The organism is Mesorhizobium sp. B3-1-6 (assembly GCF_006439555.1).
GTDB lineage: Bacteria > Pseudomonadota > Alphaproteobacteria > Rhizobiales > Rhizobiaceae > Mesorhizobium.
In genome coordinates this window covers 14,707-28,680 of sequence record NZ_VFTM01000007.1, presented here as the reverse complement: position 1 = coordinate 28,680, position 13,974 = coordinate 14,707, and the positions used below count along the sequence as shown (strand labels likewise).

The following is a 13,974-nucleotide window of genomic DNA, read 5'->3' as shown; positions in this document are numbered from 1 at the left end:
GCGAATAACGGCCTCAAGTTAATCGACATTTCTGCCTTGTTAGGACGCGGCACCCCTGGCCGACTACTCGAACTTGGAAAAAGGGAAACGCTTTGGCGCGCCGCGCAGCACCGTTGGCCGCACTACTTCATAGATGGTGACCGGTACGTCCGCTTCCCGCACGAATACTCTGAGCCGCCAGCCCGCCTGAAGATCGTTGACAGGTGTCTTCAGTGAAAATTTCGCTGGAAGATCTGCTTCAAGGCCCGCGAGGGAGCGTGTCGTGGCGCCCAGAATTTTGTCTTTGTTTGACACGATTTCTACGCCAATAAACCCGACTGACGTCGTAGCAAGCGGCACGACGCCAAGATGGATTGCCTCCAGGGAGGGAAGTGCGAAATGCACGGTATACTCTCTATAGGATATGTCTGATAGACTCTCGCTCAGCCGCAGTTCATCACGTCGCGTCCGACCGAAGTGCCGGTGGCTGAACAACTCAAGCGGCGCGAATACGGAGGAAATCGAACCCCACACTTCGCTCGACCGCCAGGTGACGGCTCTCGCAAGCCTGAGTGGGCGCGAGAAATGCTGCGCCTCCACCTCCGAATGGAGCCTGGCAATTGTGGAAGCCACACCGGGTTCAAATCTCTCGCGGAGCAGGTCTGGCCGAACTTCCGAGATGTCGGTAACCATGTTGATGGACTTCGTGGGCTCCAATCTTTTGAAGGCGTCGGAATAGAGGTCCATCAATTCCGCGCGGACATAGCTCGAGCGTCCAAGGATAGATATCGTCCGGTAGGCAGTGCGCAACATCTCCGCCCGCCGTACAGTTGAATACCCAAGAAACTCCTTGATTGCGTTCGCCAGTTCTTCGGATGACGTATTCTTTGTTATCAAACCGCTATAGCGATGCTTTATCAATTCGGACACACCGCCAACGTTAGGTGACACAACAGCCAAACCGGACGCCATAGCTTGAAGCATCGTCTGCGGCATGGATTCGTCTAGTGCGGAAATAAGCAACAAGTCGCAGCTAGCGTAGAAGCGTTCCGGATCGGAAACGAAACCATGAAAAATTACATGGTTTTCTAGACCTTGCTCCACCACATAATCGCGACATACCTTAGCGTAATCGGGACGGAGGTTATCGTAACCGATCACATGAACCGTAACGTCGTGCCCGGCCTTCCGCAGAAGAAGAGCCGCCTTAATGGCAGCGAGTTGATTCTTGCGAGGCTGGAGCGTGCCGGAGACGACTATCTGCAACGGACCTTGCATAGCAAAATTCCGAGACTCACGGTCCTGGAAAAGCGAGAAAAAGACGCTGTCAACCGGACAGACAATGCGCCGTACGGGAACCCCAGACGCCTTCTTCCATCGCTCACCATGGGTTGACGAGGAACAATGAATTGCATGGGCGAAGGCCCGTGTGTTGGCCCCTTCGTAATATTGGTGCACGCTGGCGACAACTGGAACGCCAAGTACCGACCCGAGTGCCGTCATAGTTGGCTGCCATGTAGCAAAATGAACAAGCCCAACATTCAAATCGGCTAGTTTTTCCCCGATGCGTAGAGCGACCTCCGTATCGGTCACATCTAGTGACCGTGCCTTAGATTCATCGACTCTATTCGCTCCGTGAGGCCAATCTTCCTCCAACAAAGGTGCATTTTTCGCTGCTTCGCGCCAACGACGAGCAAACTCTACCCCAAACCTATCATCCCGCCGAACCAAACCAACAACCGCGAAGCCGAATGACGCCGCAAGCCGTACATGCCGTAGCAAATGAAGTGTTGCTCCTCCCAGGGCGGCTTCGTGAAATGCGTATAGAATTGCCTTATTCTTCAAACGCGCATGAAGCCCCGTCGCAGCGAGCGCACCATAAACATCGTAATATTGCACCTCCGCAGTATAGACATTTTCGACTAATGCCCGTGCCCGTTCCAAGATTTCGTCGCGTTGCTCCGCCTTGAGTGTGAGCAGACCTTCAATCGCGTCGGCCCAATCCTCCGGCCGATTGCGTACTTTGACACAAACCGAATCAGGTAGGCCGCTATAGGGTGGCACGTCACTCATCACGCTAACTGCACCGGCCGCGACCGACTCCAGCAGTTTGATAGGACTCTTGCTTTGATCTGCACGTGTCTCACCCTCGAGAGGCGTGAGTGAAAGATCAAAATACGTGCTGCTCAACTCATCCAGATATCGCTCGTAAGAATGCGTGAAAGGCCTGAAATAAACATCGCATTTCAGTGTCGGAAAATCACCTGGATCAATTCCCCAGAAATGAAATTCAACCTTGTCTTGGTATTCCGATGCAATGCGTTGAAGCCCTGGCCATATTTTTCTAATAACCGGCGCGCGGAATTTATTGCTAAATATCGCAATCCGAATCTTCTCATTACGTTTGTAAAAACGCGGCTTTATGTAGCGACGCTGGATATTCGCATTTAACCTAATTGCATGCAAATTATACGTTTTGAAATCGTCGATAATTTGATCGCTATATCCAATAACGGCATCAGAAGCGGTTACCTGCGCCACTATGCTGCGATATGCTGGTGTTCCAGGCGCGATAGAGGAATGTTCCGGCCCCACTTCATGGAAGCGAAGCATATTGTCATCCATAAGGTAGGCGCAGGGGATTTCTTTTCGCTCAGTGCCCGTCACCAACTTTTCTGCCGGACCCACAGTGCGGTATAGAATGGCGATGTCTGTATCCGACGTGTCGAAGGAAGAGATATCTCGTTCCCTAACGAAGGTACTAGTAAAGCCCCGCTGACCCTCAAGCCGCTCGAAATTGCGTATGGTTACATCAACAGACGTGCTGTAGTCCGGCTTCGACACCAAGACGCGCCTGTGCTGCATTGCTCCAGATGCCGCAACAGCCATTTCTGTGGGACTACAATAGTCATTGAACTTAGATATGAAGGGTAACGCCTCCTCTCTATAATATTCCCTTATCTCTCTATCCGAGAACCTATTCCGCCAACTTTCCGCTGAAATCAGATCATAATGAGAAATATTGTTAGGGCTTAGCTTTCTATCCCGATCAATTTGCAGGTATTTTGAGGTGCGGGTAAAATCTGCCCGTATATCGCGACCAAGCGAGTTCACCATGTTAGCGCGAACAACCGAACACGTCGTATCTATCCATTGGAATGGCGCGCTCCGTCCGAAGCGCAGCCAAAGATCGTAGTCCGAATATCGCCTGGCCACCACGTGAGGATCGTACATGCCGTGCTTCTCGAAAAGAGCGGCATGGTGAATCACTGAGTTGTTCGCGATATAATTGCCTTGCAGGAGAAGGGCATAGTTGAACTCCTGCCCGAGTACACGCAGGAAGACCTCGCCCTCTTCCGTCGCGCGATAGGCGTCGCAACTTCCATAGACGACGCTTGGTACGGACTGGCGCTCGAGCCATGCCATGCGAACCTTCAAGCTGTCTTCCGTCCAAAGATCATCGTCAAATTGGTAGGCGATGTACTTGCCACGACCGTGAAGCGCAGCCTGATTCACACGTAAAGCTGGAAGGCCGCTGTTATATTTATAAGAGTGGATGACGACTCGAGTGTCAGCTGAATAATATTCATTCAATATATCAGCGGTTCCATCGCGCGAACCATCATCGACAACAATGAGTTCGAAGTCACCATAACTCTGCGAAAGGACACTCTCAATCGATAGCTGCAGAGGTCCGTCCGCGCGCGCAAATGTGGGAAGAATAACCGTCACCTTCGGCTCCGATCTTCCTTTCTCTAAGCGCCTTATAGACAGATCGTGCCCGCAGTCGCCAAACTTCATGCTAATTTCCTCGCAACCTCGTCTGTCAGGTATAGATTATATCCATCGCGCAAAAAAATTATGACTGCACCGATTCGTATTTTTCTATTACGTCCTCCGTGCTGCCATCCATGACGATCTTTCCTTTTTCGAGCCATATTGTCCTAGAACAAAAGCTTCTCAATAGGTCGAAATTGTGCGACGAGAAAACTAATATCTTACCCTGCTCCATAAATTCAAACATGCGCCTCTTAGCTTTATGTGCAAAGCGAATGTCTCCGGCTCCCATAACCTCATCAATCAAAAGTATTTCTGGATTTATACTTGTAGATACAGCAAATGCTAGGCGGATGAACATCCCCGCAGAGTACGTGCGGACGGGATATGACAAGAATTCTCCGAGCTCGGTAAAATCCTCGATTTCCGGCAGCTTGGCTTCGACCTCATCGGGCGTCATGCCGAGTAGCAACCCTCGGATGCGTATATTATCTCGACCGGTTTGATGCATTTCGAAACCGGTTGCAAATTCGAACATAGGGCAGATATGGCCCTCCGTTTCTGCGATGCCGCTGGTCGGCGTGTAGATACCTGCCATCACCTTCAACAGGGTACTCTTACCCGCCCCGTTAAGTCCGATAAGCCCTACCCTTTCGCCTTGTTCGATAGCGACGGTGACGTCCTTGAGAGCCTCAACACTATAGGTGCTGGGGGTTGCGCCTCCGCTCCGCTTTCTGGCTAGCCATCCTATCAAGCCGTCGGTGTTCATATCGCCGGTGAAACGCACACCGACGTTCTGTAATCGTATGAAATTCTGCATCAAAGGAGAAACACCACCTTCTTGTCCAGCCGCCACGCCACGTACCAGGCAACGCAATACACCACCAGAATATAGCCGAACACAAAGCTATAGCTCGAGAGCGGTGCCAAGCCTCCAGTCAGTATTGGATTGCGAACGACTTCAATCAAGTGATAGATCGGGTTGAGGAGATAAACAAATTCTAGGCCATGAGTCTTTAGGATACTCGCAGGAACGACAATCGGGGTCAGATAGAACACTACTTGCAACACGCCGGCCAAGGCATGCGGCAGGTCGCGGAAGGCGGTTCCCAGATAAGCAAAGATAGCAGTGTGGCCAAGTAGCGCAATATATAGCAACACCAGACCAGGAACAGCCAAAATCCATCCGGAAATCTGAATGGTTCCTATAAAAATTTGCATTACAGCCACGGCCAATAGACCCATTGCAAAATTTGTACTGGCGCTTACGACTGCTCGAAAGATATATATCTGCTTTGGGTATGAAAACTGCTTAATATAACCTTCAGCGCTCACGAAGACCGTGCCGGCATCGACTACGGACGCGGAAATCACCCCCCAAGTGACAAAACCGAGCATCAGATAGGGTAGAAACGCCTTCAGATCTTGCCCGAACATGACGCCATAGACGAAGCCAATGGCCCCAACATACATGCCGAGGTTGAGCAGAATCCACAATGGACCAATGAACGAACGACGGTAGCGACGCTTGACGTCCTGCATGCCGATGAAAAACCAGACGCGATGCAGCAGCAGCGAGCGGATAACATCTCGGAGCAGCCTGCTCTTGTCCGCGCTTGAATAGCTATGCTTCATGAACTGCACCGGTTTGCCCAAGATCGTTTCGTTTCCAGCAATGACGCCATTTCGGGCAATTCCAAGGTTTGGGTGCGGGCAGATCTGGATCAGTTGACACGACATCGCCCAGAGCGACCACAAGCCCTCGGCGCGCGCACGCCCGCAGCAAATGGCGCAACCGGGTCGGATTAGGTAACAGGAAATAAAACATCAAGCGATTACCATTAATTTTTTTGCAGCTCTCCTAACTACCAAATAAACTCCACCCTCCTTATAAGAAATAAATACATAAATCGCGTATCTTTCTAACTTTCTTAAAATCTTTCTCCACCCAAGCCCTCCACTCGCAAGCGGCTTTATATCTTTCGGTCGCGTACTATCCAATCTCTCGAATAAACTTGCCCATTCACAGGAAACTACAGGCAAATCGTACTGATTTTTTATGTATTTAAACGCCATATTCTCGATTTTTTTTCGCATTTCAGGCGATTCAATTAAAACTGATATAGCTTTTAACCATGACTCTGTTGTGTTTTCTATCAATATTCCAGTTTCATTGTTTCTCACGACGTTTCTGTAAGGAGGAATATTTGAGTAGACACCAGCTATGTGGCACGCGCCATATTCACGATACTTGTTGTCGGTCTTGCCGCGATTCGCCTCGTGGTCGAGCAGTGGCGCCAAGCCAATTGCCCAATTCCTCGAAGCTTGGAACCTGATGTAGGTGGCGTAGTCGCCGGTATGCGGGAAGAACCGCACTCTCGCCCCCGCTGCGATCCCCCTCGGAAGAACACCGGCAAACTCGAAAAGCGCTTTTGGGAATCTCTCCAGAACCGGCTCTATAAGTGGCGCGATCAGATCCAGATCGTCGACACGTGAGGGACTTCCCGCAAATCCGATCCGGATTTCCTCGCTAGCAGATTGGGCCACGCCCTCAATAAGCGAAAAATCGAAAAAAGCCGGCAGGATTGCGACGCGGGTATTAAATCTGGAAACGAATGTTGCTAGTTCAGGAGAATTGACGATCACCGTTTCGGCATGGGAGACTGCGAATTGCAGTGACTTTCTCACAAGGGGGTGCCGATAGTATACGGCAAGCGGACTTTCCCCTCTGATCCGCCAGAAGTTGTCATCAATATAGTATATGTACGACCTGTTTGCGTCGACAAGCAACTGTGCCCACGAAAGAACCAGCGGGTCACCGCACCGCACAAACATCGGGATGGTATTTGGAGTAATGTCGCCGATCTCAAGCTCATTGAGGAACTTCACTTCGTAATCAACGCCATGTAATCGACAGGCTCCCATGATTTGCTCTAGCAAATATGTGGTAGCAATCTTTGCTTCTATAACCATTAGAATGCTAGCCATGTCGGGCTCGCATAGCTGTTCGATGTGGCGACCACCGCATCCGCTTGACGGTGCGCCTTAGGATCATGGGGCTCTATCTCGGCCTAGGGCCATGCGAATTAAGCCGTCCTGGCGGCTCTCTTCAGCGAATCCCTGGCGTGTGTAGACACGAATAGCCTTGGCATTTTCCTCCATGACTTCCAGAAAGAGATAGGAGAGATTCAGAAACCCCATGCTGAAACGGATGATCTCAGCGCACGATCGCCCAATGTAGCCTTTCCCCGCCATTTCCGGCGCGACAAGAAACCGCCCTATTTCGGCGCCTCCATTATCGATGTCGTAAACACCGCATTGGCCGACCGGCACCCCGTTCGCTTCCACTAGGAAGAAAAAATCGTCTTCCTTTTGGAGGTAGCTTTTGTACCAGGCAAGGTGCGCATCGAAGGCAATCTTGCCGGAGTTTTTGAACCAGACCCTCGCCTCGTCGCGATTGCGCCAAGCGAGAATGGTCTCGAGGTCTCTTTCCTCCATAAGCCTCAAGAGGACGGTTCCGTCTCCGAAGGGAGCGACGTGCCGCTTCATTGTACGTATTTGAGGACCAATTCGGAAACCAGATCCACATCCGGCTTGCGCATCCGAAGGTGCAGAGGCAGGGAGATGATTTCCCGGCTTGCGGCTGCCGCATTCGGGCATGTGCCTGCGGCGAACGCGTACATCTGGTAATCGGTGTTGTCGCGATAATGGACGCCGGGATAAACGCCGTGCTCGTTCAACGCCAGCATCAGCATGTCGCGATTCTTCACGCGTATCTGCAAGAGATGCTGCGCAGATTCACATCCCTTGGCGGTTGGCACGACGCTTACTCTGTTGTGCCCATCAAAATGCTGCCGATACCAGACGGCCAGCTGGCGCCGGAAGGAATTGTCGATATCCAGATACTTCAACTGGACAATGGCCATCGCTGCCATAATCGAGTTGCCATGGAATTTATAGCCGACCTCCTCGACGTCATACATCCATTTGTAAGCCCCCTGGGCAGCAGTGCGGGCATAGGTGTCCTTATTGATGCCCAACCAAGTGAGCTTGCGGACCCGCTCGTCGTCTTCGGCATCCTTGAAGCAAATCATTCCGGAATCGGCTGTGGGGAGATTTTTGACAGCCTGAAAGCTGAACACTGATACGTCAGCTTCACCGCCGATGTGCTTGCCGTCAACGCGCGTTCCCGCCATGTGAGCCGCATCGAGCACAACTTTGATGCCGCTCGCACGGCATATTTCCAGGATCTTCTGATACCTGCCGACATTCCCGCCCATGCCGACGAAAATGAGAGCTTTTGTTCTGTCGGTGATGAGCTTGGCGACGCTTTCAGGATCGAGACAAAGATATTCGTCAACATCCGCGAACACCGGCTTGAGGCCAGCGTAAAGAATGGCATGGTTTGTCGAAACGAATGTCAATGGCGTCGTTATGACTTCGTCCTCGTTGGTCCATCCATACTTCGACTTGAAAATCTGGAAGGCCAGATGAAGTCCGACGGTATTAGAATTAAGAAAGTGAGCGTGTGGAATTCCGGTATAATCCTTCCACGCCGTCTCAAACTCCGCTGTCTTGAAGCCTAGTCCCGTCCAGCCTTTTTCGAGGCACTCGCGGATTTCCGACAGACACTCTTCAATGCGAAAACTTGGTACAAATAGCTGAACAGTCATAGTTCCTCCAGCGTCGCCTACTGGTCCAGTTGTATGTTTGCCCGTCTTGCCTCTCCGAGCACAAGATAGGACACGATTTCTACGGTAGACCGGCGCCATTGCGGCGCGGTCCATTCAAACGCCGAGGCGAACTTCACCGTTGAGAGTCGTGAGTTGGCAGGACGCCGGGCTTTGGCCGGATAGTCCACCGTAGCGATATCGCGTATCCGCGCATAAGGACCACCAAGCTCTCGGCTTGTATCCAGGATATAACGGGCAAAGCCACTCCAGTTGGTGTCGCCACTTCCTACCAGGTGATAGACGCCAAAGGCGGCAAAATTCTTGTCGTTCGCCAGTTTCGCCGCCGCATGCAGGATCGCGTCGGCGATGTCGAGCGCCGATGTCGGGTTGCCCCATTGATCGGCGACGACCGCGATCTCGTCGCGCTCGGCGGCGAGCCTCAGCATGGTCTTGACGAAGTTCCTGCCGAAGGGGCTGTAGGCCCAGGCGGTGCGCAGGATGAGGTGGCGCGGATTGGCGGCCGCCACCGCCTCTTCGCCGGCGAGCTTGGAGGCGCCGTAGACGCCGAGCGGCGCGGTCGGATCGGTCTCGACATAGGCGCCGTCCTTGGTGCCGTCGAAGACATAGTCGGTCGACAGATGGATGACGGGAACGCCGAGCTTTGCCGCGGCTTCGGCCACCTTGCCGGCGCCGGTGGCGTTCACGGCGAAGGCCAGATCCTTCTCGTCCTCGGCCTGGTCCACGGCGGTGTAGGCGGCGGCCGAAACGACAATGTCGGGCCTTGCCGCTTCGAGGGCTGCGAACACCGTGTCTGGCCGCGCCAGATCGAGCACCGGCCGGCCGACGGCGACGACCTCGACATCGTCGCGGCCCCGCGCCGCCTCGACCAGGCTTGCGGCTACCTGGCCTTCACGTCCGGTGACGGCAAGCCTCACGTGGTCACCTTCCTGCTCTCGGCCGCGTTCCCGGCCGGGCTGCTTTCGACCCTTGCATTTTCGATCTGGGCGTTCTCGACCGGGGCGTTCTCGATCGGGCGCTTTTGCGCCGTAGCTCGGCCTAGCCGCGCGCCATCGTAGCGCTGCTCGCGGATCGGCCCCCACCACCATTTGTTGTCGAGATACCAGTCGACGGTCCTGGCCAGGCCACTGTCGAAGTCCTCCCGCGGCGCCCAGCCGAGGTCGCGCGCGATCTTGGAGGCGTCGATCGCATAGCGGCGGTCATGGCCGGGGCGGTCGGTGACGAAGGCGATGAGATCGCGATAGCGCTTGCCGCCGGCGCGCGGCCGCCTCAGGTCGAGAAGATCGCAGATCGCCTCGACGACGCCGAGATTGGTGCGCTCGGAATTGCCGCCGACATTGTAGCTCTCGCCCGGCTGCCCCCTGGTGGCCACCAGTTCAAGGGCCCGCGCGTGGTCCTCGACGAACAGCCAGTCGCGCACATTGGCGCCGGCGCCGTAGACGGGCAGCGGCTTCTCGTCGAGCGCGTTGAGGATGACCAGCGGGATCAGCTTTTCCGGGAAATGATAGGGGCCATAATTGTTCGAGCAGTTGGAAAGCACCACCGGCAGGCCATAGGTCTCGTGCCAGGCCCGCACCAGATGGTCGGATGCCGCCTTCGAGGCCGAATAGGGCGAGGACGGCGCGTAAGGCGTCTCCTCCACGAACATGCCGCCGTCGAAAGGCAGGTCGCCAAAGACCTCGTCGGTCGAGACATGATGGAAGCGGAAGCCGCCTTGGCGAGTCTCGGACAGTCCGCGCCAGTATTCCAGCGCGGCATTCAGGATGCGGTAGGTGCCGACGATGTTGGTCTCGATGAAGGCGCCGGGGCCGTCGATAGAGCGGTCGACATGGCTCTCGGCGGCGAGGTTCATGACGATGTCGATGTCGTCGCGGCGCAAGATCTCCAGCACCGCGCGCTCGTCGCAGATATCAGCCTGCTCGAAGCGGTAGTTGTGCGCGTTCTCGATCGGCCTCAGCGATGCGAGGTTGCCGGCATAGGTCAGCTTGTCGAGATTGGTGACGCGATAGGCCGGATTGGCGCACAGATGCCGGCACACGGCCGAGCCGATGAAGCCGGCGCCTCCGGTGACCAGAAAATTCATGCCGCCATCCCTCCTCACGCGAACACCTCCGCCAGGCCGAGCAAGGGCGCGTTGCGGTCCTTGTCCGAAAGCTGGAAGCCGCCCGCGATCGCCGGCCATTTTATGCCGATCGCCGGGTCGTCGAAGCGGATCGAGCGGTCGTGCCCGGGCGAGTAGGTGTCGGTCACCTTGTAGAGCACCTCGGTATCCGGCACGAGCGTGACGAAACCATGCGCGAAGCCTTTCGGCACCAGAACCTGGTTGCCCTTGTCGGCCGATATCTCCAGCGCTTCCCATTTGCCGAAAGTGGGCGAAGAACGGCGGATGTCGACCGCGACATCGAGCACGCTGCCCCGGATGACGCGCAGCAGCTTGGCTTGCGCGCGCGGCGGCAACTGGTAATGCAGGCCCCGCAGCACACCGGCCGCGGCGGAATAGGAATGGTTGTCCTGCACGAAGGCGAGATCGATGCCGGCCTCGGCGAAGCGTTCGGCATTCCAGGTCTCGCTGAAAAAGCCGCGCGCGTCGCCATGCCGCTTGGGCACGATCTCCAGCATGCCATCGAGGCCGAGCGGCCTGACCTCAAGCACCGCGTTCCTCCATCAGATCGGCCACCCGCCGGCGCAAATAGGCAGCATATTCGTTCTTGCCGAGCCGAAAGGCGCGATCCAGAACCTTGTCGGCGCTGATCCAGTGCTGCTCCAGCGCAATCTCCTCGGGGCACGCAATCTTGATGCCTTGGCGATGCTCGATCGTGCGCACGAAAGACGATGCCTCGAGCAGGCTGTCATGCGTGCCGGTGTCGAGCCAGGCATAGCCGCGGCCGAGACGGTGGACATGCAGTTCGCCACGCTCGAGATAGACGTTGTTGACCGCCGTGATCTCGAGCTCGCCGCGCGCCGAAGGGCGGATCGTCGACGCAATGTCGACCACGTTGTTGTCGTAGAAATAAAGACCGGTCACCGCCCAGTTGGACTTCGGCTTTTGCGGCTTCTCCTCGATCGTCAGAGCCTTGCCGGAGGCCTTGTCGAAGGAAACCACGCCATAACGCTCAGGATCGTCGACATAGTAGGCAAAGACCGAGGCGCCGCCCTCGCGGGTCGCCGCCTCGCGGCAGAGTTGCGACAGGCCGCCGCCAAAATAGATGTTGTCGCCAAGGATCATCGACACGCTGTCCTTGCCAATGAACTCGCGGCCAATGATGAAGGCTTCGGCGAGACCGTTGGGCTGCGGCTGCTCGGCATAGGACAATTCCAGCCCGAATTCGGAACCGTCGCCCAGCAATGCCTGAAAGACCGGCAAGTCGCGCGGAGTTGAGATGATGAGAATCTGGCGAATTCCCGCGAGCATCAGCACGCTCAGCGGGTAATAGATCATCGGCTTGTCGTAGATCGGCAGTATCTGCTTAGAAATCGCTAATGTAAGCGGATAGAGACGTGTTCCGCTGCCGCCCGCAAGGATAATTCCTTTCAACAAGCTCTCCTTGAACTACCGCGGCCCCCGCCTCGACGCCAAGTTGCCCGTGCTTAGTTTTCGGGCGCTGGCTTGTCAATGTCGGCTTCGACTGCTTCCCAACGTTACTTCATCGCTTTCTATCATCTGGCATAAGGCGGTTTCGAGCGAAATCCGACAGCGCCATGAAAAAGGGCCGGCGGGCGCTTGTCGCCCGCCGGCCTTTTTCTCGTCGATTGTTCTCAGCCGCGCTTGAGCAATGTCCACACGGCCGGCACCAGGCTGGCGGCCAGAGCCACCTTGATCAGGTCGCCGACGATGAAGGGCAGAACGCCGAACTGCCAGGACTTTTCCGGCCCGATGAGGATCGCCAGCCAGGCAAAGCCGATGGCCATCATGACGACCTCCGCCGTCAGCATGGCGCCGAACAGCTTGAACGGATTGCGGTCCCAGCCGCGATCCGCGGCCCAGCCGGCGATCGCTGCCATGACCACGAAGCCGGCAAGATAGCCGCCCGTCGAACCCAGCATATAGGCGATGCCGATGCCCTTTTCCGGCGTACCCTGGAAGACCGGCAAGCCAAAAGCGCCTTCGGCGAGGTAGAGAAGGAGCGTGGCGACGGCCAGCCGCAGGCCGAACGCCGAGGCGATCAACAGCACGGCGAGCGTCTGCAGCGAAATGTCGACCGGGCCGAGCACCACTTTGGTCTTGGCCGAAAGCGTCAGCAGCAGCGTCCCGGCGAGCGCCAGGAAGAGCTGGGTCGCGAGCCGGGCAGCGCCCCGATCCGGCAGGGTGAGAGAAACAAGCGGACGCATCGTGGTTGCAGTTGCCATGGTCTTCCCCGTTCTGGCTAATCTATTGGGTGGCTGATTTGCTGGCTTGAAGCGCGCCGCGCAGAAACGGATTTCAGGCAACGCGCTTCAAACTTTGTGTCGCTGCATGTCGTTCTCCCAAAACCGCTGCGCACTTTTGGGCGACATGCACTAATTTTCCTATATTGGCTTCCGTATCGGGCGGCAATCACTTTGCCGCATTGCAACGGAGCCCGCCGGCATGGCCCTTGAATTCGACACCAGCTTCGATCCCGCCTATGGCCGGGCGGTTGCGGTTGCGCCGGATGTGCTGCGCATCACCGCCAGAAATCCGAGCCCTTTCACCTTCCACGGCACCAACAGCTATCTCGTCGGCCGCGAGACGCTGGCGGTGATCGACCCAGGGCCGGAAGACGACGCCCATCTCGAGACGTTGCTTACCGCGATCGCTGGCCGCCCGGTCAGCCACATCTTCGTCAGCCACACCCATCGCGACCATTCGCCACTCGCGTCGCGATTGAAAGAGCTGACCGGAGCGCCAACGCTTGCCGAAGGCCCGCATCGACCGGCACGGCCTTTACGCATCGGCGAGGTCAATCCGCTCGACGCCAGCGCCGACCTTGGCTTCGTTCCCGATGTCGTGCTGGCCGACAATGCGCTGACCCAGGGCGACGGCTGGACAATCCGCACCGTGCTGACGCCCGGCCACACCGCCAACCACACCGTGTTTGCCCTCGAGGGAGCCGGAACCCTGTTTTCAGCCGACCATGTCATGGCGTGGTCGACCTCGATCGTCGCGCCGCCGGACGGCGCCATGGCGGACTATATGAGCTCCCTCGACAGGCTGCTGGCGCGCGACGATCGCTTGCTTTTGCCAGGCCATGGCGGGCCAGTGACCGCGCCGCGAAGGTTCATGCGCGGCCTCAAGACGCATCGCAAGATGCGCGAAAGGGCGATCCTGGAACGCATCCGCGCCGGAGACCGGACGATCGCGGAAATGGTCGCTGCGATCTATCGCGACACGGACCCGCGGCTGCACGGCGCCGCGGGGCTTTCGGTGCTTGCCCATCTCGAGGATCTGGTCGCGCGCGGTCTGGTCGTCACGGAAGGCGATCCGGCCATAGACGGCGTTTTCGCGCCCGCTGCGTAGGTCCGGAGCGCGTCACCGTCTCACGGAAACGGCGAAGCGCTCCTTCTTCCT

Annotated in this window: 12 protein-coding genes; 1 reads left to right on the top strand and 11 read right to left on the bottom strand. The window is 56.3% G+C overall.

Annotated features, from left to right (window positions below):
• Positions 1 to 63: 63 nt before the first annotated feature.
• The 11 genes from FJ414_RS08450 to FJ414_RS08400 all read right to left on the bottom strand — a co-directional run bounded on the left by FJ414_RS08450 (position 64) and on the right by FJ414_RS08400 (position 12,794).
• Complete coding sequence (locus tag FJ414_RS08450; protein ID WP_140643371.1) at positions 64 to 3,780, bottom strand: glycosyltransferase; 3,717 nt, start codon at positions 3,778 to 3,780, stop codon at positions 64 to 66.
• Between the two features lie 58 nt (positions 3,781 to 3,838).
• Entirely contained in the window at positions 3,839 to 4,612 is a 774-nt protein-coding gene (locus FJ414_RS08445) for an ABC transporter ATP-binding protein (protein WP_246672340.1), read from the bottom strand.
• Positions 4,576 to 5,412, bottom strand: coding sequence for an ABC transporter permease (locus tag FJ414_RS08440; RefSeq protein WP_246672339.1), 837 nt, complete (start codon positions 5,410 to 5,412; stop codon positions 4,576 to 4,578). The genes FJ414_RS08445 and FJ414_RS08440 overlap by 37 nt, the downstream gene beginning before the upstream one ends.
• 171 nt (positions 5,413 to 5,583) lie before the next feature.
• Positions 5,584 to 6,744, bottom strand: a complete 1,161-nt coding sequence (locus FJ414_RS08435; protein WP_140643368.1) for a glycosyltransferase family 4 protein — start codon at positions 6,742 to 6,744, stop codon at positions 5,584 to 5,586.
• Positions 6,745 to 6,807: 63 nt separating this feature from the next.
• Entirely contained in the window at positions 6,808 to 7,305 is a 498-nt protein-coding gene (locus FJ414_RS08430; protein ID WP_246672338.1) for a GNAT family N-acetyltransferase, read from the bottom strand.
• Positions 7,302 to 8,429, bottom strand: a complete 1,128-nt coding sequence (locus FJ414_RS08425; RefSeq protein ID WP_140643366.1) for a DegT/DnrJ/EryC1/StrS family aminotransferase — start codon at positions 8,427 to 8,429, stop codon at positions 7,302 to 7,304. The genes FJ414_RS08430 and FJ414_RS08425 overlap by 4 nt, the downstream gene beginning before the upstream one ends.
• A 17-nt stretch (positions 8,430 to 8,446) precedes the next feature.
• A complete protein-coding gene (rfbD, locus tag FJ414_RS08420) occupies positions 8,447 to 9,364 on the bottom strand; it encodes a dTDP-4-dehydrorhamnose reductase (protein ID WP_140643364.1) in 918 nt (305 codons plus the stop codon).
• Positions 9,361 to 10,530: a dTDP-glucose 4,6-dehydratase gene (gene rfbB / locus FJ414_RS08415; protein ID WP_246672337.1), complete on the bottom strand. Its 1,170-nt coding sequence runs from the start codon at positions 10,528 to 10,530 to the stop codon at positions 9,361 to 9,363. The genes rfbD and rfbB overlap by 4 nt, the downstream gene beginning before the upstream one ends.
• 14 nt (positions 10,531 to 10,544) lie before the next feature.
• A complete protein-coding gene (rfbC, locus tag FJ414_RS08410) occupies positions 10,545 to 11,099 on the bottom strand; it encodes a dTDP-4-dehydrorhamnose 3,5-epimerase (protein WP_140643362.1) in 555 nt (184 codons plus the stop codon).
• Positions 11,092 to 11,982, bottom strand: a complete 891-nt coding sequence (rfbA, locus tag FJ414_RS08405; protein ID WP_140643360.1) for a glucose-1-phosphate thymidylyltransferase RfbA — start codon at positions 11,980 to 11,982, stop codon at positions 11,092 to 11,094. The genes rfbC and rfbA overlap by 8 nt, the downstream gene beginning before the upstream one ends.
• A gap of 221 nt (positions 11,983 to 12,203) precedes the next feature.
• Positions 12,204 to 12,794, bottom strand: coding sequence for a biotin transporter BioY (locus FJ414_RS08400; protein WP_140643358.1), 591 nt, complete (start codon positions 12,792 to 12,794; stop codon positions 12,204 to 12,206).
• 220 nt (positions 12,795 to 13,014) lie between these two features.
• Between FJ414_RS08400 and FJ414_RS08395 the strand changes: the two genes are divergently transcribed.
• A complete protein-coding gene (locus FJ414_RS08395; RefSeq protein ID WP_140643356.1) occupies positions 13,015 to 13,923 on the top strand; it encodes an MBL fold metallo-hydrolase in 909 nt (302 codons plus the stop codon).
• The last annotated feature ends 51 nt before the right edge of the window (positions 13,924 to 13,974 follow it).

Coding starts and splice junctions, on each gene's coding strand:
- FJ414_RS08450 (WP_140643371.1), bottom strand. CDS start 3,780: ATGAAGTTTGGCGACTGCGGGCACGATCTGTCTATAAGGCGCTTAGAG.
- FJ414_RS08435 (WP_140643368.1), bottom strand. CDS start 6,744: ATGGCTAGCATTCTAATGGTTATAGAAGCAAAGATTGCTACCACATAT.
- FJ414_RS08430 (WP_246672338.1), bottom strand. CDS start 7,305: ATGAAGCGGCACGTCGCTCCCTTCGGAGACGGAACCGTCCTCTTGAGG.
- FJ414_RS08425 (WP_140643366.1), bottom strand. CDS start 8,429: ATGACTGTTCAGCTATTTGTACCAAGTTTTCGCATTGAAGAGTGTCTG.
- rfbB (WP_246672337.1), bottom strand. CDS start 10,530: ATGAATTTTCTGGTCACCGGAGGCGCCGGCTTCATCGGCTCGGCCGTG.
- FJ414_RS08400 (WP_140643358.1), bottom strand. CDS start 12,794: ATGGCAACTGCAACCACGATGCGTCCGCTTGTTTCTCTCACCCTGCCG.
- FJ414_RS08395 (WP_140643356.1), top strand. CDS start 13,015: ATGGCCCTTGAATTCGACACCAGCTTCGATCCCGCCTATGGCCGGGCG.